General features: G+C 70.6%; 14 protein-coding genes and 3 pseudogenes. 11 read left to right on the top strand and 6 right to left on the bottom strand.

The genetic code is table 11. The features are described from left to right. Positions 1-275 precede the first annotated feature (275 nt). The 6 genes and pseudogenes from FU792_RS08490 to FU792_RS08470 all read left to right on the top strand — a co-directional run bounded on the left by FU792_RS08490 (position 276) and on the right by FU792_RS08470 (position 5,098). Positions 276-803, top strand: coding sequence for a hypothetical protein (locus tag FU792_RS08490; RefSeq protein WP_149814691.1), 528 nt, complete (start codon positions 276-278; stop codon positions 801-803). 270 nt (positions 804-1,073) lie between these two features. Next, a complete protein-coding gene (locus FU792_RS08485) occupies positions 1,074-2,393 on the top strand; it encodes a branched-chain amino acid ABC transporter permease (protein ID WP_022924070.1) in 1,320 nt (439 codons plus the stop codon). Positions 2,394-2,404: 11 nt separating this feature from the next. Further along, a pseudogene (locus FU792_RS18855) lies at positions 2,405-2,524 on the top strand (branched-chain amino acid ABC transporter permease); the annotation flags it as partial. Between the two features lie 85 nt (positions 2,525-2,609). Beyond that, entirely contained in the window at positions 2,610-3,395 is a 786-nt protein-coding gene (locus FU792_RS08480) for a branched-chain amino acid ABC transporter permease (protein ID WP_338101110.1), read from the top strand. Next, positions 3,385-4,323 (top strand): ABC transporter ATP-binding protein, encoded by a 939-nt coding sequence (locus FU792_RS08475; RefSeq protein ID WP_022924068.1) that lies wholly within the window; start codon positions 3,385-3,387, stop codon positions 4,321-4,323. Before FU792_RS08480 ends, FU792_RS08475 begins: the two co-directional genes overlap by 11 nt. Before the next feature lie 53 nt (positions 4,324-4,376). Next, positions 4,377-5,098: pseudogene (locus tag FU792_RS08470) on the top strand (ABC transporter ATP-binding protein). 121 nt (positions 5,099-5,219) lie between these two features. Here FU792_RS08470 and FU792_RS08465 read toward each other — a convergent pair. Both FU792_RS08465 and FU792_RS08460 read right to left on the bottom strand, forming a co-directional pair. After that, the gene (locus FU792_RS08465; protein WP_022924066.1) at positions 5,220-6,572 is read right to left on the bottom strand and encodes an ABC transporter substrate-binding protein; all 1,353 of its coding nucleotides are present in this window, start codon (positions 6,570-6,572) and stop codon (positions 5,220-5,222) included. Positions 6,573-6,692: 120 nt separating this feature from the next. Then, positions 6,693-7,517, bottom strand: a complete 825-nt coding sequence (locus tag FU792_RS08460; RefSeq protein WP_022924065.1) for a class I SAM-dependent methyltransferase — start codon at positions 7,515-7,517, stop codon at positions 6,693-6,695. A gap of 160 nt (positions 7,518-7,677) precedes the next feature. Here FU792_RS08460 and rpsA point away from each other — a divergent pair, with 160 nt between their 5' ends. The 4 genes from rpsA to FU792_RS08440 all read left to right on the top strand — a co-directional run bounded on the left by rpsA (position 7,678) and on the right by FU792_RS08440 (position 14,507). Then, positions 7,678-9,147 carry a 30S ribosomal protein S1 gene (gene rpsA / locus FU792_RS08455; protein WP_022924064.1) on the top strand — a complete coding sequence of 490 codons (1,470 nt, stop codon included), beginning with the start codon at positions 7,678-7,680 and terminating at the stop codon, positions 9,145-9,147. 171 nt (positions 9,148-9,318) lie between these two features. Continuing rightward, positions 9,319-10,980, top strand: coding sequence for a BCCT family transporter (locus FU792_RS08450; protein ID WP_022924063.1), 1,662 nt, complete (start codon positions 9,319-9,321; stop codon positions 10,978-10,980). A gap of 97 nt (positions 10,981-11,077) precedes the next feature. Further along, a complete protein-coding gene (gene uvrB / locus FU792_RS08445; protein WP_022924062.1) occupies positions 11,078-13,186 on the top strand; it encodes an excinuclease ABC subunit UvrB in 2,109 nt (702 codons plus the stop codon). 184 nt (positions 13,187-13,370) lie between these two features. Next, positions 13,371-14,507 carry a TerC family protein gene (locus FU792_RS08440; protein WP_022924061.1) on the top strand — a complete coding sequence of 379 codons (1,137 nt, stop codon included), beginning with the start codon at positions 13,371-13,373 and terminating at the stop codon, positions 14,505-14,507. Here FU792_RS08440 and FU792_RS08435 read toward each other — a convergent pair. From FU792_RS08435 to gltB, 4 genes and pseudogenes are all read right to left on the bottom strand, one after another. Then, complete coding sequence (locus FU792_RS08435; protein ID WP_149814690.1) at positions 14,479-15,372, bottom strand: EamA family transporter; 894 nt, start codon at positions 15,370-15,372, stop codon at positions 14,479-14,481. The two genes, FU792_RS08440 and FU792_RS08435, sit on opposite strands and share 29 nt — an antisense overlap. Then, positions 15,366-16,052 (bottom strand): MBL fold metallo-hydrolase, encoded by a 687-nt coding sequence (locus tag FU792_RS08430; protein WP_022924059.1) that lies wholly within the window; start codon positions 16,050-16,052, stop codon positions 15,366-15,368. Before FU792_RS08430 ends, FU792_RS08435 begins: the two co-directional genes overlap by 7 nt. A gap of 26 nt (positions 16,053-16,078) precedes the next feature. Continuing rightward, positions 16,079-17,539 (bottom strand): glutamate synthase subunit beta, encoded by a 1,461-nt coding sequence (locus FU792_RS08425; RefSeq protein ID WP_022924058.1) that lies wholly within the window; start codon positions 17,537-17,539, stop codon positions 16,079-16,081. A 15-nt stretch (positions 17,540-17,554) separates the two neighbouring features. After that, a pseudogene (gene gltB / locus FU792_RS08420) lies at positions 17,555-22,116 on the bottom strand (glutamate synthase large subunit). A gap of 207 nt (positions 22,117-22,323) precedes the next feature. Between gltB and uvrA the strand changes: the two are divergent. Beyond that, on the top strand, positions 22,324-25,290 hold the full coding sequence (uvrA, locus tag FU792_RS08415) for an excinuclease ABC subunit UvrA (RefSeq protein ID WP_022924056.1): 2,967 nt from the start codon (positions 22,324-22,326) through the stop codon (positions 25,288-25,290). Positions 25,291-25,316 lie beyond the last annotated feature (26 nt).

The raw sequence follows: 25,316 nt of genomic DNA, 5'->3' as shown, positions 1-25,316 counted from the left end.
CTTCTCCCGGGCACCCGGCACCCGTCAGCCGGGGACGGTGTGCGAGCTGGACCACGTCACCCCCTGGGGACCGGAGGGATCCGGTGGGCCGACCGCGGAGACCAACCTCCTCGCGCTGGGCAAGTCCGCCCACCAGCTCAAGACGCTCGGACGCGCTCTCGCCGAGGTCAACGACCTGCGTGACCTGACCTGGACCACGCTGCTCGGCCAGACCGAGACGACCCGGGCACACGACTACCGGCAGTACGGCCACGGACTCCGCAAGGCTGCCGCCGGTGACCGCGCCGGAAGGCGCACAGGCAGCACCAGACCTGGAGGCCCTCCTGGACCGGGCCGCGCCGGTGGACGCCGCCCGCGGCGACGAGCACCCGGCGCTGCGGCAGGACCTGCACACCCGGCGCGACCTGCTCAACCGCGCCTTCTACGCCGCCCTCGCCCACCGGGGTCCCGGCGCCTTCCTCACCGACGCCGAACAACCACCCGGCACCGGTGAGCACGGCGGGCCACTGTCGGGGTGGATGTGGGTCACCCGCACAGCAACCGGCCGCCGCCGCGACGGCGCCGACCCCACCACCCGACCCCCGAAGCAGTCCTCGGAGCAGAAAAGAGCACTGCCGAGCAGACGACCGGGGCAGGCCATGCGGGCACCGGGCCTGCTGCCGTGTGCCGGCCCGACCCGGCGCAGGGGGTCTGCACAGGAGGCCAGAACGGCGTCCGGGGCCGGTTCAGAGCCTCGACGCCGCACCGCTGACCCGGATCCGACCGGCTGGCGCACCCCGCCCGGCGACGAGCCTCCCTTCTGAGCAGGGGCTCACCTTCCCTGCCCGGTGCCGCTCCGCGGCGAGCCTCCCTGGTGCGTACAGACACACCGCCCACACCACACATGCCGCGTGTCGGGGCCCGGTCCCGCCGGTCAGCAGCGGTAGGCCTGAAACGCCGGGAAGGAGGCCGACGAGTGGTGAGACGGCTTGACGCAACGTGCCCCGGCGTCAAGCCCAGACCGTGACCTCCCCGTGCTGGGCAGGGCGCCTGACGTGTGGTTTACTCCCGATGTCCGCATCGAAGGAGATCCCGTGACCGCCCGCCTGTGGGCAGCGCTCGCTGCCGTCCTGCTGGGTCTGTTCCTCGGCGTCGGCATGCCCTCCGGCACGCCCGCCGCCTCGGCAGCCGCCCCCGTGGCCAGCAGCAGCTCGGATGCCGCCGAGTCCGTGCAGGGCACGCTGCGCGACCCGGACCGGGAGCCGGTGGAGGGCGTCACCGTCACGGTGACCCAGGACGGGGCCGAGATCGGCAGCGCCACCACGGACGCGGAGGGTAGGTGGTCGGTCCCGCTGCCCGGACCGGGGGCCTACACCGTGACCCTCGACGTCGCCGGCCTCCCCGAGGGTGTCGCCCCGCGCGAGGAGGGCGGCGAGGTCCTCGACGGCGTCCAGGTGCGGCCGGGCGCCTCGCAGGGCGTCATCTTCCAGCTCGGCACGGGCGAGGTGGACGAGGGCGGCGGAGGGATCCCGGTCGCCAGGATCCTGCAGCTGGTGGTGGACGGCATCAAGTTCGGCGCGATCATCGCCATCACCGCCGTCGGCCTGTCGCTGGTCTTCGGGACCACCAAGCTCATCAACTTCGCGCACGGCGAGTTCGTGACGATCGGCGCCGTGGCCGCCTACTTCCTCAGCACCTCGCCCGGCAACCTCCCCATCATCATCGCCGCGGTCCTGGCCATGGTCGTCGGCGGAGCCGTCGCCGGAGGCTTCGAGGTGACGCTGTGGCGGCCGCTGCGACGGCGGGGGGCCGGTCTCATCCAGATGTTCATCGTGGCCATCGGGCTGTCGCTGCTGTTGCGCCACCTCGTCCTCATCGTCTTCGGCTCGCGCCGCCAGCAGTACGACGAGTACTCGCTGCAGAGCGCCCTCACCCTCGGCCCGGTCCGCATCACCCCGCGCGACCTCATCATCACCGTGCTGGCCTTCGCGATCATGATCGGCGTGGCCGTGATGCTGCAGCGCACCCGGATCGGCACGGCGATGCGCGCGGTGAACGACAACCGCGACCTCGCGCAGGCCTCCGGCATCGACGTCCAGCGGGTGATCCTCGTGGTCTGGGTGCTCGGCGGTGCGCTGGCGGCCATCGGCGGGGTGTTCTTCGGGCTGACCCAGGCGATCTACAGCGAGATGGGCTTCGAGCTGCTGCTGCTGATGTTCGCCGGCGTGATCCTCGGCGGGCTGGGCAGCGCCTACGGCGCCATGCTGGGCTCGCTGGTCATCGGCCTGGTGTCCCAGCTGTCCACCCTGTGGTTCCCCGCGTCGCTGGCCTACATGTGGGCGCTGCTGGTCATGATCATCGTGCTCCTCGTCCGGCCCCAGGGCATCCTGGGCCGGCGTGAGCGGGTCGGCTGAGGAGGAGGACGATGGACCTGCTGTCCGTGCTCGCGGTGGCGATCCGGGGCGCTCTCGGCCCGGAGGCCGCGATCTACGCCCTGGCCGCCATCGGGCTCAACATCCACTTCGGCTACACCGGGCTGCTCAACTTCGGCCAAGTCGGCTTCATGCTGGTCGGGGCCTACGGGACCGCGATCTCGGTCCCTCTCCTTCGGCTTCCCCCTCTGGGCGGGGGTGCTCGTCGGCATGGCCTGCGCCGTGGTGCTGGCGCTGATCCTCGGGGTGCCGACGCTGCGGCTGCGCGGGGACTACCTCGCCATCGCGACGATCGCCGCCGCCGAGGTGCTGCGCTACCTCTACCGCTCCTCGTTCGCCGAGCCGGTCACCGGCGGTGTCTTCGGGCTCGTCCAGTTCGCCGGTGGCTTCTACGAGCTCAACCCGTTCAGCGGCCCGCTCGAGCTGGGGCCGCTGCGCTTCGGTGAGCGCGCGCTGTGGCTGATGACCGTGGCCTGGGGGGCGACCTTCCTCGCGGCGGGTCTCGTCTGGCTGCTCGTCCACAGCCCGTGGGGGCGGGTCCTGCGGGCCGTCCGGGAGGACGAGGAGGCCGCGCGCAGCCTCGGCAAGAACGTCTTCGCCTACAAGATGCAGGCGCTCGTCCTCGGCGGCGTCCTGGGCGCGCTGGCAGGAGCGCTGCTGGCCATCAACAGCCAGGCCATCACCCCGGACGCCTTCATCCCGATCATCACGTTCTACCTGTGGACGATCATGATCCTCGGTGGCGCGAGCCGGGTGCTGGGACCGATCATCGGCTCGGTCGTCTTCTGGTTCCTGCTGACCTTCCTCGACGCCTTCCTGCGCTCGGCCATGTCCGCCGGCTGGATCCCCGGCGGCCTGCTCGTGCCGAGCGACATCGGGGCGGTGCGCTTCGCGGCCGTCGGGCTCGGCCTCATGCTGCTGATGATGTTCCGACCCGCCGGGCTGATCGGCAACCGGAAGGAGCTGCGTCTCGATGTCCGATGACACCCACGCCGACCTCGTCGCGGAACGGGAGGCGGCGCACGAGCAGGAGCGTGCTCACGCGTCCGCAGCCGAACCGTCGGTGGGGGCCCGACGGGCCGCCGAGGCGCTCGCCGGGGTCGCCAGCACGCCCGGGGTCGCCAAGCCGGATCCGATCCTCGTCGCCGACGACATGGCGCGACACTTCGGCGGGGTGCGCGCGGTCGAGGTGGAGCACCTGGAGGTGCAGCGGGGCACGATCACCGCGCTCATCGGGCCCAACGGTGCGGGCAAATCGACCTTCTTCAACCTCATCACGGGTTTCGACCGGCCCGACAGCGGGCGCTGGTCCTTCGACGCCAGCGACGTCACCGGGCGGCCGCCGCACCGCATCGCGCGCAAGGGCATGGTGCGCACCTTCCAGCTGACCAAGGCCCTGACCCGCCTCACCAGCCTGGAGAACCTCATGCTCGGGGCGACCGGGCAACGCGGCGAGGGCCTGATCGCCGCGTTGCTCCGCCCGACCTGGGCGGCCCAGGAGGCGTCGATCCGCCGTCGCGCCGAGGAGCTGCTCGGGCGGTTCAACCTCACACACATGCGCGACGAGTTCGCCGGCACCATGTCCGGCGGGCAGCGCAAGCTGCTGGAGATGGCCCGGGCCCTCATGGTCGAGCCGCAGATGATCCTGCTCGATGAGCCGATGGCGGGGGTGAACCCCGCCCTCACCCAGTCGCTGCTGGGTCACATCGAGGCGCTGCGCGACGAGGGCATGACGATCGTGCTCGTGGAGCACGACATGGACGTCATCATGTCGATCAGCGACTGGGTGGTGTGCTTCGCCCAGGGCAAGGTGATCGCGGAGGGCCGTCCGGACGACATCCGCAAGGACCCGGCCGTGATCGAGGCCTACCTGGGCAGTCACCGGGCACTGCCGACGGAGGAGGAGCGGTGAGCGTGGACGGCCAGCTCGAGGACTCGGCGACGGGCGGCACCTCCGCCGAGCCGGTGCTGTGGACCGAGGAGCTCGTCGCGGGCTACATCCCCGACGTCGACATCCTGCGGGGCTGCTCGGTCGAGGTACGGCCGGGGGAGCTCATCGGCATCATCGGCCCGAACGGCGCGGGCAAGTCGACGCTCATCAAGGCGATGTTCGGGCTGGTCCCGGTGCGCTCGGGCAGGGTGATGCTGCACGGGGAGGACATCACCTCGCGCCCCGCCCACAAGCTGTGGCCACCGGGCTGGGCTACGTGCCCCAGAACAACAACGTCTTCCCCTCGCTCACCGTGGAGGAGAACCTCCAGATGGGCCTCTACCTGCGGCCCAAGGAGTATGCCGCCCGGTTCGCCGAGGTGAGCGACCTCTACCCGCTCCTCGCCGACCGGCGGGCGCAGCGCGCCGGGTCGCTCTCCGGCGGCGAGCGCCAGGTGGTGGCGATGGGCCGCGCCCTCATGACCGGGCCGCACGTGCTCTTCCTGGACGAGCCGTCGGCGGGCCTCTCGCCGCTCATGCAGGACTCGGTCTTCGAGGCCGTGTCACGGATCAACTCGGCCGGGGTGTCCGTGCTCATGGTGGAGCAGAACGCCCGGCAGTGCCTGGACATCTCGGACCGGGCGTACGTCCTCGACCAGGGCCAGGACGCCTACACCGGGACCGGCGAGGAGCTGGCGAACGACCCGAAGGTCATCGAGCTCTACCTCGGCACCCTGGCCCGGATCTCCGACGACTGAGAGCTGCACCACCCGCCGGTGGCACACCACGCAGCCGAGCGGCCCGGCACCCAGGAGGTGCCGGGCCGCTCGTGTGTCCGGGCGGTCGGGGCGGCTGTGAGGACCACCCCGACCGCAGCGCTCACTCGCTCGGGTTGGACTCCACGGTCTCGACCGACTGCAGCTCACCGGCGTCGTCGAACTCGTAGACCTCGATCGTCGCCGTGCCCGGCTCACCGGCGTCGGTGAAGTCGAGCGGGCCGCTGGCACCGTTGTAGTCGATGTCCTCACCGTCCTCGAGCAGCCCCTTGCACTCCTCGAAGGAGGTGCACTCGGTGCCCTCGCTGGTGATGCCGTTGACCTCGGCCTTGAAGTCGGCGGCGTTCACCGACCCGGCGGCCTCGGCGGCCAGCGCCATGGTGACGGCGCAGTCGTAGACCTGCGGGGCGAACTGGGTCTCCTCCAGGTCCGGCGCGAACTCCTGCAGCCGGGTGATGAAGTCGGGGTTGTCCGCGGACGCGGGGGCCGTGCCCTTCATCCCCGCGATGACGCTGGGATCGGACTCGTTGACGATGCTGCCCAGGTCCGCCGACCGCAGACCGTCCGCGCCGTAGACGCCCACGGCGTCCGGGGTGAGCCCGGCCTCGAACATGCCCTGCAGGATCTGGCCGCCCTCCTCGAAGGCGATGACCACGACGGCGTCCGGCTCTGCCGCCTCGACCGACGACACGACCGCGTTGAACTCACGGGCCAACGGGTCGTAGGTCTCGTTGAGCGAGACGGTGGCTCCGGCGTTCTCCAGCGCGGTGGCCGTGGCGTCGGCCAGGCCCGAGCCGTAGTCGTCGGCACGGGCGACGATGGCGACGTTGCTGTAGCCGTCGTTGACGATCGTGTTGGCCAGCACCGGGCCCTGGAGGGCGTCGGAGGGAGCCGTCCGGACATAGAGCCCGTCGTCCTGGTAGTCGGTGAAGGTCGGCGCCGTGTTGGAGCCGGAGCACTGCATCACGTTGGCACCGGTCACCCGGTCGATGATCGCGAGGGACATGCCCGACGCCGCTGCGCCGACGATGGCGCTGGGCTGCTCGGCGAGGATCCGGTCGGCCGCCTGCTGCGCCGCGGCCTCCTGTCCCGCCTCGTCACCGGCGACCGCGTCGGGCACCTCGTTGCCCAGGACCCCGCCGGCGGCGTTGATGTCCTCGATGGCCAGGCCCAGGGCCTGGATCTGGGGCGGGCCGAGGAAGGCCAGCTGTCCGGTCTCCGGGAGGACGTAGCCGAAGGTGAAGGTGTCAGAGGTGTTGCCGTCGCCCCCGGCGGCCGGCTCCTCGCTCTCGGAGCCCTCCTCCTCCGCGCTGGTCTCCTCCTCGGCGCCCTCCTCCGAGCTCTCCTCGGTGGCGGTGTCGCCGGAACCGGTGTCCTCGCCGCCGTCGCCGCACGCGGCGAGCAGGGCCACGGCGGACAGTGCCGCCATCGCCTTGAGATGGGTCGTCCTACGCATGTGTTCCTCTTTCGGTTCGGGGGGCGTCGTTGCCCGTCCACGGGATTTCAGCCTAGGCCGATCACGGCCGGTCAGGAGGCCTTCGTCACCAAACTGTGACCTTGCCGCCACGTGAGGTGCTCACCCGGGACGCTCGGTGACCAGGAGTGCGGTCCCGGGCAGGAGCGTCCCACGCGTCTCGCTCCATCCGCCCCAGTCGCGGCGGCCGGGCGCCCACGCGGGCTCGAGGAGGTCCACGAGCACCAGCCCGGCCGCGCGGACCGCCCGGACGAGGTCCCCGAGGGTGCGGTGGTGCTCGGTGTAGGTCGCCCGCCCGCTCACCGTCTCCTCGACGTAGGGCCGCCGGTCGAAGTAGCTGTGCCGGGCGAGGAGCCCATCGGGACCGGGCACGTCGGGGAAGACCCAGCGGAAGGGGTGGGGGAGGGAGAAGACGACGCGTCCGCCGGGGCGCACGACGCGGGCCCACTCACGCAGCGCGCCCTCGACGTCGGGCACGAAGGCCAGGACGCCGTGCGCCGTGAACACGACGTCGACGCACGCATCGGCCAGGGGGAGGGCCGCACCGTCGCACTGCAGCTGGGCCACCGGGGCCGGGCCGTCGGTGGCCGCGTCCAACCGGGCGGCGACCCCGAGCATCCCGAGGCTGAGGTCGGACCCGATCACGCGGGCACCCTGCCCGGCGCACCACCGTGCCCCCTGTCCACCACCGCCGCCGACCTCCAGCACGTCCCGGTCCCGCAGCGGCCCCAGTGCCTGCAGCTCGGTCTCCGTGCGACCCTCGGGACCCCAGGTCAGCTCGGCGTCGCCCAGGTCCTCGCCGTGCTCGGCGTGGTATGCCTCGGCCTCCTGGTCCCACCACCGGCGCCCCGCCCGGAGCGACTCCTCGTGCGAAGCGCTGCGACGTACGACACGGTCGGGTGGGCCGGGGCGCGCCGGATCGTCCATGTCCCCAGTCTGCACCGCTTTGACCTGGCCTCCCGGCCCGGATAGTCTTGACGGGCTTGTCGAACGCCTTCGGCGTGCCCGGACGCTGGTGCGAACGGGGTCTGGCGGGCACCGCACACATCCATCCATACTTCCAGTCCACAATCGGAGTCCCTACTACATGACTGCCACCACGGCCGAGAAGGCCACCTCCCAGATCGCTGTCAACGACATCGGCTCTGAGGAGGAACTGCTCGCGGCCATCGACGCCACGATCAAGAACTTCAACGACGGCGACATCGTCGAGGGAGTGATCGTCAAGGTCGACCGCGACGAGGTCCTGCTCGACATCGGCTACAAGACCGAGGGTGTCATCCCCTCCCGTGAGCTCGCCATCAAGCACGACGTCGACCCCTCCGAGGTCGTCACCGTCGGCGACGAGGTCGAGGCCCTGGTCCTCCAGAAGGAGGACAAGGAGGGTCGCCTGATCCTGTCCAAGAAGCGCGCGCAGTACGAGCGCGCCTGGGGCTCGATCGAGCGGATCAAGGAGGAGGACGGCGTCGTCACCGGCACCGTCATCGAGGTGGTCAAGGGCGGCCTGATCCTGGACATCGGCCTGCGTGGCTTCCTCCCCGCCTCGCTGGTCGAGATGCGCCGCGTCCGCGACCTCCAGCCCTACGTCGGCAAGGAGATCGAAGCCAAGATCATCGAGCTGGACAAGAACCGCAACAACGTGGTCCTGTCCCGCCGCGCCTGGCTGGAGCAGACCCAGTCCGAGGTCCGCACCACCTTCCTCAAGGAACTGGCCAAGGGCCAGGTCCGCTCCGGGGTCGTCAGCAGCATCGTCAACTTCGGCGCGTTCGTCGACCTCGGCGGTGGCGTGGACGGCCTGGTGCACGTCTCCGAGCTGTCGTGGAAGCACATCGACCACCCGGGCGAGGTCGTCGAGGTCGGTGACGAGGTCACCGTTCAGGTGCTGGACGTCGACATGGACCGCGAGCGGGTCTCCCTGTCGCTGAAGGCGACGCTCGAGGACCCGTGGCAGACCTTCGCCCGGACGCACGCCATCGGTCAGGTCGTGCCCGGCAAGGTCACCAAGCTGGTCCCCTTCGGCGCCTTCGTGCGGGTCGAGGACGGCATCGAGGGCCTGGTCCACATCTCCGAGCTGGCCGAGCGCCACGTGGAGCTGCCCGAGCAGATCGTCACCGTGGGCGCCGAGGTCTTCGTCAAGGTCATCGACATCGACCTGGAGCGCCGTCGCATCTCGCTGTCGCTCAAGCAGGCCAACGACGCGGTCGCCAACGAGTTCGACCCGACGCTGTACGGCATGGCCGCCGAGTACGACGACCAGGGCAACTACAAGTACCCCGAGGGCTTCGACCCGGAGACCAACGAGTGGCTCGAGGGCCACGAGGAGCAGCGGGAGAAGTGGGAGAAGGAGTACGCCGACGCCCACGCCCGCTGGGAGGCGCACAAGGCGCAGGTCGAGGCGGCCACCGAGGCCGACGCCGCCACCGGTGTCGAGGTCGCCCCGGCGTCCACGTCCTACTCCTCCTCGGCCGGCAACGCCGACGAGCCGGAGGACCAGGCCGGCACCCTCGCCTCCGACGAGGCGCTCGCCGCGCTGCGCGAGAAGCTGACCGGCAACTGAGCCGGTGCCGGTGAGCAGGTCTCGCCGGCAGACCCGGGAACGGGGTCCGACTCTTTCGTCGGGCCCCGTTTCCCTATTTTGCTGACTTTTTCCTGTGATAATGTGCAGGCTGCCAAAATTTCTGCGCGAACGATATCGATACCGACGATTTCCCTGCAAGAGAGGCGATCCGTGACCACCTCGACCGACAGCCCGCCCACCCAGGAGGAGGCGGCCAGCACCGGCCTGGCGCCACGCGTCTTCTACCCTGCCGCCGCGATCGTCGGTGGCTTCGTCCTGGCGGCGGTCATCTTCCCCGCGACCATGAACAGCGCGCTCGCCGCGGCGAACGAGTACATCGTCAACACCGTGGGCTGGTACTACGTGCTGCTCACCTTCCTCTTCGTCGTCTTCAGCATCTGGCTCGCGATCAGCAGGTACGGCGACATCAAGCTCGGCAAGGACGACGACGCGCCCGACTTCAGCTACGGCTCCTGGTTCGCCATGCTCTTCAGCGCGGGCATGGGCATCGGCCTGATGTTCTGGGGTGTCGCGGAGCCCCTGAACCACTTCGCCGGGCCGCCGCCCGGAACCGCCGAGGGCAGCAGCCAGGCCGACATGGCGATCACCGCCATGAGCAGGACGTTCCTGCACTGGGGCCTGCACGCCTGGGCGATCTACATCATCGTCGGGCTCGGCGTCGCCTACGCGGTGCACCGTCGCAAGCTGCCCGTCTCCATTCGTTTCGCCCTGCGTCCCCTCCTCGGGGACCGCGCCGACGGCTGGATCGGTGACGTCATCGACGTCGTGGCCATCGTCGGCACCCTCTTCGGGGTCGCCACCTCCCTCGGCTTCGGCGTGGCCCAGGTGTCCGCCGGCCTGGAGTTCGTCGGCCTCGTCGAGGACAGCAGCGCCTGGCTGCAGGTCCTGCTCATCGCGGGCATCACGGTGGTGGCGACCGCGTCGGTCGTCTCCGGTGTGGACAAGGGCATCAAGTGGCTGTCCAACATCAACCTGTCGCTGGCCGGTCTGCTGCTGATCTTCGTGCTCGTCGCGGGTCCGACCCTGTTCCTGCTCAACGACATGGTCCAGTCCATCGGCTACTACCTGCAGAACTTCTTCTCGATGAGCTTCTCCACCTTCGCCTACCAGGAGGAGGGCCCGGAGTGGCTCGGGAGCTGGACCACCTACTACTGGGGCTGGTGGATCAGCTGGTCCCCCTTCGTCGGCATCTTCATCGCCCGCATCTCCAAGGGCCGCACCGTCCGGGAGTTCATCACCGGTGTGCTGCTCGTGCCCACCCTGCTCACGATGGCGTGGTTCGTCATCATGGGTGGCACGGCCTTGCACCGGCAAGTCTTCGGTGACGGGTCGCTGGTCGGCGAGGACGGCTCGGTGTCGACCAACGAGGCGCTGTTCCAGATGCTGGACGGCCTGCCGGGCGGACCGTTCCTCGCGGGGCTGGCGATCGTCATGATCGTCATCTTCTTTGTGACGAGCTCGGACTCGGGCTCCTTCGTCGTCGACATGATCGCCAACGGTGGCAACCCGAACCCGCCGGTCTGGAGCCGCGTCATGTGGGCGGTGCTGGAGGGCGCGATCGCCGCGGTCCTCATCGTGGCCGGCGCCGTCGCCGGGGTCGAGGGCGGCGGGCTCGCCTCGCTGCAGACCATGGCGATCATCACCGCAGCCCCGTTCACCCTGGTGATGATCGGGATCTGCATCTCCCTGGTCAAGGCCTTCGTCGCCGAGGACCGGGAGAAGGAGCGCATCGAGCGCAAGGTCATGGCGCGCGAGCTCGCCATCGAGGCTTCCGAGATGGAGGGCGTCCCGGACCCGGCCCCGCGTCGCTGAGCCTGAGCGGAGCAGGCGCTCCTGAGCGCACCTGACGAGGGTGGCCCGGCCGTGCGGCCGGGCCACCCTTGTCGGTGCCGGGGGCTACCGTGGAGGTATGCGCCCCACCACCGACCTGCAACGCACGGTCAGTCCCTTCCGCGTCGTCTCCGACTACCGCCCCAGCGGTGACCAGCCCACCGCGATCGCCGAGCTGGCGCGCCGGGTGCAGGGCGGCGAGGAGGACATCGTGCTGCTGGGCGCCACCGGCACCGGCAAGTCCGCGACCACGGCCTGGATGATCGAGCAGGTGCAGCGGCCCACCCTCGTCATGGCGCCGAACAAGACGCTCGCGGCCCAGCTCGCCAACGAGTTCAAGGAGCTGCTGCCGCACAACGCGGTGGAGTACTTCGTCAGCTACTACGACTACTACCAGCCCGAGGCCTATGTCCCGCAGACCGACACCTACATCGAGAAGGACTCCTCGATCAACGACGAGGTGGAGCGGCTGCGGCACTCGGCCACCAACTCGCTGCTCACCCGGCGCGACGTGGTCGTGGTGGCCTCGGTCTCCTGCATCTACGGCCTGGGCACCCCGCAGGAGTACGTCGACCGGATGGCCCGGCTGCGGGTGGGCGAGACCGTCGAGCGGGACGAGCTCCTGCGCCGCTTCGTCACGATGCAGTACACCCGCAACGACATGGCCTTCTCGCGCGGCACGTTCCGGGTGCGCGGCGACACCGTCGAGATCATCCCGCAGTACGAGGAGCTCGCGGTGCGCATCGAGTTCTTCGGCGACGAGATCGACCGGCTCTACACGCTCAACCCGCTCACCGGCGAGGTGGTCCGCGAGGAGCAGGAGATGTATGTCTTCCCCGCATCGCACTACGTCGCCGGTCCGGAGCGCATGGAGCGGGCGATCTCCCGGATCGAGAGCGAGCTCGCCAGCCAGCTGGAGGCCTTCGAGCAGCAGGGCAAGCTGCTCGAGGCCCAGCGGCTGCGGATGCGGACGACCTACGACATCGAGATGATGCGGCAGGTCGGCTCCTGCTCCGGCATCGAGAACTACTCGAGGCACATCGACGGACGGTCGGCCGGCTCCGCGCCGAACTGCCTGCTGGACTACTTCCCCGAGGACTTCCTGCTCGTGCTGGACGAGTCGCACGTCACCGTCCCGCAGATCGGCGCGATGTACGAGGGCGACATGTCGCGCAAGCGCACCCTGGTCGACCACGGCTTCCGGCTGCCCAGCGCGATGGACAACCGACCGCTGAAGTGGGAGGAGTTCCTGGAGCGGATCGGGCAGACCGTCTACCTCTCGGCGACCCCGGGTGACTACGAGATGGCCAAGAGCGACGGCTACGTCGAGCAGATCATCCGGCCCACCGGGCTCGTCGACCCCGAGGTCGTCCTCAAGCCGACGAAGGGGCAGATCGACGACCTGCTGCACGAGATCGGCGAGCGCACCGCGCGGGACGAGCGGGTGCTCGTGACGACGCTCACCAAGAAGATGGCCGAGGACCTCACCGACTACCTCCTCGACAAGGGGGTGCGGGTGCGCTACCTGCACTCGGAGGTCGACACCCTGCGCCGCGTCGAGCTGCTGCGGGAGCTGCGACTGGGGGAGTACGACGTCCTGGTCGGCATCAACCTGCTGCGCGAGGGGCTCGACCTGCCCGAGGTCTCGCTGGTCAGCATCCTGGACGCGGACAAGGAGGGCTTCCTGCGGTCCGCCCGCTCGCTCATCCAGACCATCGGCCGCGCCGCCCGCAACGTCTCGGGGCAGGTCCACATGTATGCCGACACCGTCACCCCGTCCATGGAGCAGGCGATCGAGGAGACCAACCGACGGCGCGACAAGCAGCTGGCCTACAACGCCGCCCAGGGCATCGACCCGACGCCGTTGCGCAAGCGGATCGCCGACATCACCGACATGCTGGAGCGCGAGGACGCCGACACCCAGGCCCTCATGGGCAGCGGGCGCAGCCAGTCCCGAGGCAAGGGTGGGGCCTCCCGGCGGGGCACGCCGACCGTGGGCACGAGCGCGGTCGAGCGGCGCAGCGGTGACCAGCTGCCGGCGACCGAGCTCGCCCAGCTCATCCATGAGCTGACCGAGCAGATGCACCAGGCGGCCACCGATCTGCACTTCGAGCTGGCGGCCCGGTTGCGTGACGAGATCGGCGACCTCAAGAAGGAGCTGCGTCAGATGCGGGAGGCGACCGGCTGACGTGCCATCATGGGGGAGTTCGTCGGAGGGGAGTATCCCCACCTCGCGACCTCGTCGTCACCACGGCCTCCCAGAGCCCGGCGAGATCGGCACCGTCCGCCCGGATCACCACCTGGGCGGGACCGGCTGCGGGAGAGACCTCCGATCCGGCCCGCGTGCCCTGATCGGAAGGTAGAACCCGCGCATGGACGTCCCCGGTTGGGTGTGGACCGCCACGCTGGTCCTCATCACCCTCGTCTTCGCCGTCGACCTGCTGGTCCTCGGCCGTCGACCGCACGAGCCCTCCCGCAAGGAGGTCTCGGTCGCGCTGTCCATCTACATCGGCCTGGCGGTCATCTTCGGGCTCGGCGTGCTCATCACCTCGGGCGGCCAGCTCGCCGCCGAGTTCTACGCCGGCTGGTTGATGGAGTACTCGTTGTCCATCGACAACCTGTTCATCTTCCTCATCATCATGGCCAAGTTCGGCGTGCCACGGAGGTACCAGCAGTTCGCCCTCATGGTGGGCATCGTCATGGCGCTGGTCCTGCGCGCGATCTTCATCCTCGTCGGCGCTGCGGCGATCGAGCGGTGGTCCTGGGTGTTCTACCTCTTCGGCGCCTTCCTCATCTACACCGCGATCAAGCTGGCGATGGAAAACATCGGCCACGACGACGAGGAGGACGACTTCCAGGAGAACGCCCTGCTGCGCTGGGTGGGGAAGCGCTTCCCGGTCACCCAGTCCTGGGAGGGCGGCACCAAGCTGCGCATCGTGGAGAGCGGCAAGCGGGTCCTCACCCCCATGGCGATCGTCATCCTCGCGCTGGGCACGACCGACCTGCTCTTCGCCCTCGACTCCATCCCGGCGATCTTCGGCCTGACGCAGGAGCCCTACCTCGTGCTCATGGCCAACGTCTTCGCCCTCATGGGGCTGCGCCAGCTCTACTTCCTCCTCGGCGACCTGCTCAAGCGGCTCGTCTACCTCGGCCTGGGCCTGTCCGTGCTGCTCGCCTTCATCGGCGTGAAGCTCATCCTGCACGCCATGCACGAGAACGAGCTGCCGTTCATCAACGGGGGCGAGCACATCGGGGTGCCCGAGGTGCCGATCTGGCTGTCCCTGACCGCGATCGTCGGCATCCTCGGCGTGACCGCCGTGGCCAGCCTGATGACGTCGCGCCGGGACGCGGCCCGCGGCATCACCCACGAGGGCGACGAGGCACGGCTCGACATCAACGAGGTCGGCCTGCTCGGCGGTACGCAGCACCACGGCAAGGAGTCTGCGGACGGCTCCGGCGAGTCCGCCGCCTCCTCCACGGCTACCCGGAAGGGTCCGGAGCAGCACTGAGCGTGCTGCCCGTCCTCCGCCCGAGGACGGCGATGCTGGCCACCACCACCAGCGCCATCCCGAGCAGCTGCAGCGGGCCGAGGAGCTGACTCAGCACCAGCAGCCCGGCCAGGGCTGCTGCGGGCTCCAGGCTGAGCAGGACGCCGAAGGTCCCCGCCGCCAGGTGGCGCAGCGCGAGCAGCTCCAGGCTGTAGGGGATCGCCGAGGACAGCAGGGCGATCCCGAGACCGGTGAGGATCGCGCGCGGCTGCCAGAGGTCGGCGCCCGCGGTGACCAGCCCCAGCGGCAGCGTGACCGCCGCACCCAGGGCGAGACAGATGGCGATGCCGTCGAGGCCCTCGAAGCGCGCCCCGGTGCGGGCGCTGAGCACGATGTAGGCCGCCCAGCATGCCCCGGCGAGGGCGGCGAGCAGCATCCCCGTCAGGTCCAGCTGCGCCCACGGCACGGTGAGGGCCTCCGAGATCAGGACGACGCCGGTGAGTGCCGCGAGCACCGCCAAGGCGTCGCGGGCCTGCCGCGAGAGGGCCGCCGCGAGCGCCAGCGGGCCGAGGAACTCGATGGTCACGGCGACGCCGATCGGCAGTCGGGCGAGGCTGGCGTAGAAGGCGAGGTTCATGCAGGTGAGGGCTGCAGAGAAGAGCCCGACGACCGCCCAGTCCGCTCGGCTGCGGCCGCGCACCCGGGGGCGGACGAGCGCCCAGAGCATCGCGGTGGACAGGGTCAGGCGCAGCGCCACCGAGCCGACGACGCCGACGAGGGGGAGCAGCGTGGCGGCCAGGGCGCCGCCGAACTGCACCGAGACCACCGCCAGCAGCACCAGCAGGACGGGGTGGGCCGTGCCGGGCCGCCCTGCCGAGGTCACCAACCCCGCTCGCGCCACTGCTGCAGAGACGGGCGCTCGGCGCCGAGCGTGGTGTTGTCGCCGTGACCGGGCAGGACGAGGGCGTCGTCGTCGAAGACGGCGAAGACCCGGCCCTCCAGGTCGTCCATGAGCGAGGTGAAGTCGCCGGGTCCGGACGTCTTCCCCGGGCCGCCCGGGAACAGGCTGTCACCGGTGAAGAGCAGGGTGGTGGTCCGGTCGGCGGCGGTGCTGAGCGCCAGCGCCACCGACCCAGGCGTGTGCCCACGCAGGTGGACGACGTCCATGACCAGGTGGCCCAGCCGCACGGTGTCACCGTCGTGCAGCGCCCGTTCCACCGGCACAGGCAGGCCCTCGGCGTCGTCCGCACCGGCCAGGACGGTGGCCCCGGTCTGCGCCACGACCTCGGTCAGTGCCCGGTGGTGGTCCCAGTGCCGGTGGGTGGTCAGCACCGCCTCGAGCGACCGGCCCCGTCCCCGGTCGTCCTCGTCGAGCAGCCGGAGGACGCGGTCGGCGTCGTCCGCGGCGTCGACGAGCAATCGTGCTCCGGTCGCGGTGCACGTGATGAGGTAGACGTTGTTGTCCATCTCGCTCACGCTGCACTTGCGCACCATCGTGGGACCGAGGTCGAGCGTCCAGCTCGGCCCTCCCGGGCTGACGTGTCCGCGCAGGTCGGTGGCTCTCACCCGGTGATCCTAGGTGACGGTCCGGGTCAGGCGGTCAGCGGGCGGTCGCTCGCCCGGATGGGCGACGGCAGCGTCGTGCTGCCGCTGAGGTAGCGGTCGACCGTCGCGGCGCAGGCACGCCCCTCGGCGATCGCCCACACGATGAGCGACTGTCCGCGACCGCAGTCCCCGGCCGCGAAGACCCCGTCCAGGGGCGTCGCGAAGGAGTCGTCCCGCTCGTAGGTGTTGCGCGACGTGCGGGCCAGCGCCTCGGCGGGGGCGGCCTCCTCGTCCGGGCCGACGAAGCCCATGGCGAGCAGCACGAGGTCGGCCGGGATCTCCCGCTCCGTGCCGTCCAGGGGCACGAAACGTCCGTCGACGAACTCGCCGTCCACGAGGACCAGGGCGCGCACCCGACCCTCGTCGTCGCCCAGGACCTCCAGGGTGGAGACACCGTAGTTCCGGTCGCCGCCCTCCTCGTGCGCCTCGGTCACCTTGTAGAGCATCGGGTAGGTGGGCCACGGCTGCGCCTCCGGCCGCTCCTGCGGAGGGGTCGGCATGATCTCCAGCTGCAGCACCGACTCCGCGCCGTGCCGGTGCGCCGTCCCGAGGCAGTCCGCACCGGTGTCCCCACCGCCGATGATGACGACGTGCTTGCCCGCGGCGTCGATGCCCCGCTCCCCGCCGAGGGCCTCCTTGTTGGCCGGGACGAGGAAGTCCATCGCGGGGTGGACGCCATCCAGGTCGGCGCCCGGCACCTGCAAGGTCCGTGGCACGGTCGAGCCGGTCGCGAGGACGACGGCGTCGAAGCGCTCCCGCAGCTGGTCGAGGGACTCGTCGTCCGGTCCGTCACCGCCGATGGTGACGCCGGTGACGAAGCGGATGCCCTCCCCGCGGAGCTGGACCAGGCGACGGTCGAGGACCGCCTTCTCCATCTTGAACTCCGGGATGCCGTAGCGCAGCAGCCCGCCGACGGCGTCGGCCCGCTCGTAGACGACGACCGTGTGCCCCGCGCGGCCCAGCTGCTGTGCCGCGGCGAGCCCGGCGGGGCCCGAACCGACCACGGCGACGGTCCTGCCGCTGAGCCACTCCGGCTCCTGCGGTGTCACCCGGCCGTTGGAGAAGGCCCGGTCGATGATCGAGACCTCGATCTGCTTGATCGTCACCGGTGGCTGGTTGATCCCGAGGACGCACGCCGTCTCGCACGGCGCCGGGCACAACCGCCCGGTGAACTCGGGGAAGTTGTTGGTCGCGTGCAGCCGCTCGATGGCCTCGGCGAAGTTGGCGCGGCGGGTGTGGTCGTTCCACTCCGGGATGAGGTTGCCCAGCGGGCAGCCGGTGTGGCAGAACGGGATGCCGCAGTCCATGCAGCGGCTCGCCTGGCGCTGCAGGACGGAGGTCGCCTGCTCGCCGTGCACCTCCTCCCAGTCCATGATGCGCACCGGGACGGGCCGGGTCGGGCGGTTCTCCCGCTCCCGGTGGGTCAGGAAGCCTTTGGGGTCAGCCATGGGAGTCCTCCAGGATCATCTGCCAGGCGTGGGGGCCGTTGGGGTCGTCGCCGCGGTCCTCCGCCTCGCGGCGGATGCGCAGCACGCTGGCGTACTGGCGTGGGTGATGGTCGTCAGGCGCAGGGCCCAGTCCGGGTCGTCGAGGAGCGCGCCGGCCACCGTGCTCCCGGTGAGCTCGGCGTGCTCCTCGATCAGCGCCCGGACCACGTCGAGGTGCTCGGTCTCGGCCAGCGGGGTGAGCAGCAGGTCGCCACCCGCCATGGCCAGCGGGTTCATCCGGCCCTCGTCGAGGTCGAGGACCACGGCCGTGCCGCCGGACATCCCCGCGCCGAGGTTGCGGCCGGTGCGGCCGAGCACGAGGGCCATCCCACCGGTCATGTACTCCAGCGCGTGGTCACCGACACCCTCCACGACCGCGGTCGCACCGGAGTTGCGGACGCAGAAGCGCTCGCCGACGAGTCCTCGGACATTGACCTGTCCCGCGGTGGCGCCGTAGCAGAGGACGTTGCCCGCGATCACCTGGTCGGTGGCGACGAAGGGAGAGTCCTCCGGCGGCCGCACCACGATCCGGCCTCCCGACAGACCCTTGCCGACGAAGTCGTTGGCGTCACCGACCAGGCGCAGCGTGATCCCGCGGGGGAGGAAGGCGCCGAACGACTGCCCGGCCGACCCGGTGAGAGTGAGGTCGATGGTGCCCTCGGGCAGGCCGTCCGGCCCTGCCGACAGGGTCACGTGATGACCCAGCAAGGTCCCCACCGTGCGGTTCACGTTGGTGATGGGGAAGCTACCGGTGACGGAAGAGCCGTGGGTGAGGGCGGGCTGGGCCAGCTCGATCAGCTGGTTGTCGAGGGCGGCGGCGAGACCGTGCTCTTGCTGCGTGGTGCAGTGCCGAGCCGCCCCGTCGGGGATCGGCGTGAGGTGCAGGACCGGCGCGAGGTCGAGACCGTCGGCCTTCCAGTGCGCCACCGCGCGGGAGGTGTCGAGCAGGTCGGCCCGGCCGATGACCTCGTCCAGGCTCCGGTAGCCGAGCTGTGCGAGCAGCTCCCGCACCTGCTGGGCGATGAACTCGAAGAAGGTCACCACGAACTCCGCCTTCCCGGTGTAGCGCTCGCGCAGCTCCGGGTTCTGGGTGGCGATGCCGACCGGGCAGGTGTCGAGGTGGCAGACCCGCATCATGATGCAGCCGGACACGACGAGCGGGGCGGTCGCGAAGCCGAACTCCTCCGCGCCGAGCAGGGCCGCCACCAGGACGTCCCGACCCGTCTTGAGCTGCCCGTCGCACTGCACCACGATGCGGTCGCGCAGCCCGTTGAGCAGGAGCGTCTGCTGCGTCTCGGCCAGGCCCAGCTCCCAGGGCGTCCCGGCGTGCTTGAGCGAGGTGAGCGGGCTCGCGCCGGTGCCCCCGTCGTGGCCGGAGATGAGCACCACGTCCGACTTGGCCTTGGAGACTCCCGCCGCGACGGTGCCTACGCCGATCTGGCTCACCAGCTTGACGTGGATCCGCGCCTTCGGGTTGGCGTTCTTGAGGTCGTGGATGAGCTGCTTGATGTCCTCGATCGAGTAGATGTCGTGGTGCGGTGGCGGTGAGATGAGGCCGACGCCCGGCGTGGAGTGCCGGGTACTCGCCACCCAGGGGTAGACCTTGCCCGGGGGGAGCTGTCCGCCCTCACCGGGCTTGGCGCCCTGCGCCATCTTGATCTGGATGTCGTCGGCGTGCACGAGGTAGGGGGAGGTGACGCCGAACCGGCCGGAGGCGACCTGCTTGATCGCCGAACGCCGCTCCGGGTCGAGCAGCCGCTCGACGTCCTCCCCGCCCTCACCGGTGTTGGACTTGCCGCCCAGCCGGTTCATCGCGATCGCGAGCGTCTCGTGCGCCTCCTGCGAGATCGAGCCGTAGCTCATCGCCCCGGTGGCGAACCTGCGGACGATGTCGCTCACCGGCTCGACCTCGTCGATGTCGACCGGGTCCCGGTCGGGCTGCAGCCCGAAGAGACCGCGCAGGGTCATGAGCTCGGCCGCCTGCTCGTCGACGAGGTCGGTGTACTGCTTGAAGACGTCGTAGCGGCCCTGCCGGGTGGCGTGCTGGAGCCGGAAGACCGCCTCCGGGCTGAAGAGGTGGGGCGGACCCTCGCGACGCCACTGGTACTCACCACCGATGTCCAGGGTGCGGTGGTAGGGCGGGATGCCGGAGAGCGGGTAGGCGACCGCGTGGCGCCGGCGGACCTCCTCGGCGATGACGTCCAGCCCGACCCCGTCGATCTGGCTCGTGGTCCCGGTGAACCACCGCTCGACGACGTCGCGGGACAGGCCCACGGCCTCGAACGTCTGCGCCCCGCGGTAGGAGGCGATGGTGGAGATGCCCATCTTCGACATCACCTTGAGCACGCCCTTGCCGAGCGCCTTGATGAGGTGGCTGATGGCGACGTCGGGGTCGAGCCCGTCCAGCACCTGACCCGCGGAGCAGAGGTTCTCGACCGTCTCCATGGCGAGGTACGGGTTGACGGCGGCAGCCCCGTAGGCCACGAGCAGCGCCACGTGGTGGACCTCGCGGACGTCGCCGGCCTCGACCAGGAGCCCGACCCGGGTGCGGGTGTTGTTGCGCACGAGGTGGTGGTGGACCGCGCTGGTGAGCAGCAGGGAGGGGATGGGGGCGCGCTCGCGGTCGGCGTGGCGGTCGGAGAGCACCACGAAGAAGGCTCCGGCGGCGATGGCCTCGTCCACCTCGGCGCAGATCTCCTCGAGCCGCTGCTCCAGGGCCTGGGCGCCGCCGTCGACCCGGTAGAGGCCGCGGACGACCACGGCGGCGAACTCGGGGTGCTCACCCTCGACGTTGATGCGGCGCAGCTTCGCGAGCTGGTCGTTGTCGATCACGGGGAAGGGCAGGACGACCTGCTTGGCGTGCTCCGGGGTCTCCGAGAGCAGGTTGGGTTCGGGCCCGCTGGAGCTGCCCAGCGAGGTCACGATCTCCTCCCGGATCGCGTCGAGCGGCGGGTTGGTCACCTGCGCGAAGGCCTCGACGAAGTAGTCGAAGAGCAGCCGCGGACGGTCGGACAGCGCCGCGATCGGGGTGTCCGTGCCCATGGCGCCCAGCGGCTCGGCCCCGGCCTGGGCCATGGGGGCGAGGATGATCCGCAGCTCCTCCTCGGTGTAGCCGAAGATCTGCTGCCGGCGCGTCACGGACGCGTGCGTGTGCCTCACGTGGACCTGGGTCGGCAGCGAGTCCATGTGGACCAGCTGCTGGTCCAGCCACGCGCGGTAGGGCTGCGCCGCGGCGAGGTCCTTCTTGACCTGCGTGTCGTCCAGGATCTGGCCGGCCTCGAGGTCGACGAGGAACATCCGGCCGGGGGCGACCCGGCCCTTGCGCACGACCTTCTCCGGCGGGATGGGGAGCAGGCCCGACTCCGACCCCAGCACCACCAGGCCGTCGTCGGTGACCCAGTACCGGGAGGGCCGCAGGCCGTTGCGGTCCAGGACCGCACCCACCTGCGTGCCGTCGGTGAACACGAGGTTGGCCGGCCCGTCCCACGGCTCCATGAGCATCGAGTGGTACTCGTAGAAGGCGCGGACGTCGGGGTCCATCGTCTCGTCGTTCTCCCACGACTCCGGGATCATCATGAGCACGGCGTGGGGGAGGGACCGGCCGCCGAGGCTGAGCAGCTCCAGCACCTCGTCGAAGGTGGCGGAGTCGCTGGCGTCGGGGGTGCAGATGGGCAGCGCGTCGGCGAGGTCGCCCGGGAAGAGGTCGCTGCGCAGCTCGGACTGGCGGGCCCGCATCCAGTTGCGGTTGCCCTTCACCGTGTTGATCTCGCCGTTGTGCGCGATGACGCGGTAGGGGTGGCCAGCGGCCAGGACGGGAAGGTGTTGGTGGAGAAGCGGGAGTGCACCACGGCGAGCGCGCTGGTGTAGCGCTCGTCGGTGAGGTCGGGAAAGTAGGCCGGCAGCTGGTCGGTCGTCAGCATGCCCTTGTAGGTGATGGTGCGGGTGGACAGCGACACCGGGTAGGCGACCGTGCGCCGTTCGATCCGCTTGCGGGCCAGCCAGACCCGACGCTCCAGCTCGAGCCCGGACTCGTCCGGGCTCTCCTGACCTGCCGCGACGACGAGCTGGCGCATCACCGGCATGACGGACAGTGCCGTCGGGCCGATCATGCCGGCGTCCACCGGCACCTCCCGCCAGCCGAGCACGCTCAGCCCGGAGGCCCGGACGATCTCCTCGACCTGCGCCGCGACCTCGTCGGCCTGGCCGTCCCCGGGGAGGAAGACGATGCCGACGGCATAGCGGCCGCGCTCCGGGAGGTCGAACGGCAGCACCTCCCGGAGGAAGGCGTCCGGCACCTGCGTGAGGATGCCCGCGCCGTCACCGGTGTTCTCCTCGCTCCCGACCGCGCCGCGGTGGTCGAGGTTGTGCAGCGCGGTGAGGGCCTGGGCCACGATGTCGTGCCGGGCGGAGCCGTCCAGCCGGGCCACGAAGGCGACGCCGCAGCTGTCGTGCTCGTGGGCCCCGTCGTAGAGCCCTTCGGGGGCGGCGCCGGGCACGGGACGCAGGGCAGCGGCGGTCGGGACGATCGTCTCTGTCATGGGATCACCGGTTTCGGGACGGGGCCGTGCCGAGGGGAGGCAGCGACCTGAGGTGCGTGTGGACGGGACATCGCTGGCCCTGCGACAAAATCATGCAGGGTCCAGCATACCTATGCAGTTGCCCCCGCGGAAAAGCCGTGCGCGACCGGGTGTGTCAGTGGCGCGGCCTACAGTGGGGTCGTGCCATCTTCGCCTCCTACGTCCGCAGTGTCACGCGCCCGGCACGACCGTCTCGTGGTCCAGGGTGCACGCGAGCACAACCTCCGCGACGTCTCGGTGGACATCCCCCGGGACGCGCTCGTGGTCTTCACCGGCCTGTCCGGATCGGGCAAGTCCTCGTTGGCCTTCGACACCATCTTCGCCGAGGGTCAGCGGCGCTACGTGGAGTCGCTCTCGGCCTACGCCCGGATGTTCCTCGGCCAGATGGACAAGCCGGACGTGGACTTCATCGAAGGGCTGTCACCGGCGGTGTCGATCGACCAGAAGTCGACCAACCGCAACCCGCGGTCCACCGTGGGCACCATCACGGAGGTCTACGACTACCTGCGGCTGCTGTATGCCCGGGTGGGGCGACCGCACTGCCCGGTGTGCGGCGAGCCGGTCGAGCGACAGACGCCGCAGCAGGTGGTCGACCGGCTGCTCCAGCTGCCGCCGGGCGTGCGCTACCAACTGCTGGCCCCGGTCGTCCGCGGCCGCAAGGGTGAGTTCGTCGACCTCTTCGCCGAGCTCCAGGCCAAGGGCTTCGCCCGCGCACGGGTGGACGGCGAGCTCGTCTCGCTCAGCGACCCTCCCACTCTGGAGAAGCAGAAGAAGCACAGCATCGAGGTCGTCGTGGACCGGCTCGTGAGCAAGGTGGGGGAGGGCGAGGACGGCTCGGACGCACCGACCGTGGACCGCGCCTACGCCCGGCGTCTCACCGACTCGGTGGAGACCGCCCTCTCGCTGGCGGGCGGGATCATGGTGGCCGAGTTCGTCGACGCGCCGGCCACCGCGGGGGAGGCCGCGGCGGGCGGTCGCGAGGCCCCGGTGGACGAGTCCGGTGAGCCGCTGCCGCGGGAGCGGCGCTTCTCCGAACGGATGGCGTGCCCCAACGACCACCCGCTGTCGATCGACGAGGTCGAGCCGCGCTCGTTCTCCTTCAACAGCCCGTTCGGCGCGTGCTCGGAGTGCACCGGCATCGGGGTCGAGCTCGAGGTGGACCCCGAGCTCGTGGTCCGCGAGGACCTCAGCATCCTGGGCGGCGCCCTGGTGCCCTGGTCGACCGCCTCCGGGCTGAGCGACTACTTCCTGCGGGTGCTCGGCGGGCTGTCCGACGACCTCGGTTTCCGGCTGGACGTGCCGTGGAAGCAGCTGCCCGGACGCGCGCGCGACGCCATCCTGGAGGGCTACAAGCACAAGGTGCACGTCCGCTACAAGAACCGCTTCGGCCGGGAGCGCAGCTACTCCACCGGCTTCGAGGGGGTCCTGCCCTACGTCAAGCGCAAGCACGCCGAGACCGAGTCCGAGAGCAGCCGTGAGCGCTACGAGGGCTTCATGCGCGAGGTCCCCTGCCCGGCCTGCAAGGGGGCCCGGCTCAAGCCGGAGATCCTGGCCGTCCTGGTCGGCGGCCGCAGCATCGCCGAGGTGTGCGCGCTGCCGATCGACCAGTGCGCCGAGTTCCTCGCCTCGGTCGACTACACCGAGCGCGAGGCCGCGATCGCCGGTCAGGTGAGCCGGGAGATCGACGCCCGGCTCGGCTTCCTGCTCGACGTCGGGCTCGACTACCTCTCCCTGGACCGCCCGGCGGGTACCCTCTCCGGGGGTGAGGCGCAGCGGATCCGCCTCGCGACCCAGATCGGCTCCGGGCTGGTCGGCGTGCTCTACGTCCTCGACGAGCCCAGCATCGGCCTGCACCAGCGGGACAACCGGCGTCTCATCGAGACCCTCACCCGGCTGCGGGACCTGGGCAACACGCTCATCGTCGTCGAGCACGACGAGGACACCATCGCCACCGCCGACTGGGTCGTCGACATCGGTCCCGGCGCCGGCGAGCACGGCGGGCACGTGGTGCACAGCGGCAGCGTGGCGGACCTGCTCAGCCACCGCACCTCGCTGACCGGGCAGTACCTCTCCGGGCGCAAGGCCATCGAGACGCCGTCTGAGCGTCGGCCGCAGGACGGCCGCGCGGTCACGGTCCGCGGCGCCCGCGAGCACAACCTGCAGCAGGTCGACGTGGCCTTCCCTCTCGGCAACCTCGTCGCGGTGACCGGGGTCAGCGGGTCCGGCAAGTCCACGCTGGTCAACGACATCCTCTACCGCGTCATGGCGAACCAGCTCAACGGCGCGCGGCACGTGCCCGGCCGGCACCGCAAGGTGGAGGGCCTGGACCAGCTGGACAAGGTCGTGCACGTCGACCAGAGCCCCATCGGTCGGACCCCGCGCAGCAACCCGGCGACCTACACCGGCCTGTTCGACCACATCCGCAGGCTCTTCGCCACCACCACGGAGGCGAAGGTGCGCGGCTACCAACCGGGACGCTTCTCCTTCAACGTCAAGGGCGGCCGCTGCGAGGCCTGCTCGGGCGACGGCACGCTGAAGATCGAGATGAACTTCCTGCCCGACGTCTACGTCCCCTGCGAGGTCTGCCACGGCCGGCGCTACAACCGGGAGACGCTGGAGGTGCACTTCAAGGGGCGCACCATCGCCGACGTGCTCGACATGCCCATCGAGGAGGCGGCGGAGTTCTTCTCCGCGGTGCCGGTCATCGCCCGGCACCTGACCACCCTGGTCCAGGTCGGCCTGGGCTACGTGCGTCTGGGGCAGCCCGCCACGACGTTGTCGGGGGGTGAGGCGCAGCGCGTCAAGCTGGCGGCCGAGCTGCAGAAGCGTTCCACCGGCCGCACCATCTACGTCCTGGACGAGCCGACCACCGGGCTGCACTTCGAGGATATCCGGCGTCTGCTGGGGGTGCTCCAGGGGCTGGTGGACAAGGGCAACACGGTGCTGGTCATCGAGCACAACCTCGATGTCATCAAGTCCGCCGACTGGGTGCTCGACCTGGGCCCGGAGGGCGGCCGGGGCGGGGGCACGGTGGTGGCGGCGGGCACCCCCGAGCAGGTCGCCCAGGTGGAGGCGAGCCATACGGGCCGGTTCCTCGCGCCCGTGCTCGGGCTCGACCGGAGGTCCACCGCGTGAGACGACGACTCCCGAGGGCTGTCGGG

This window comes from Serinicoccus marinus DSM 15273 (assembly GCF_008386315.1).
Classification (GTDB): domain Bacteria; phylum Actinomycetota; class Actinomycetes; order Actinomycetales; family Dermatophilaceae; genus Ornithinicoccus; species Ornithinicoccus marinus.
The sequence above is the reverse complement of the archived record's forward strand: the minus strand, read 5'-3'. Positions and strand labels throughout refer to the sequence as shown.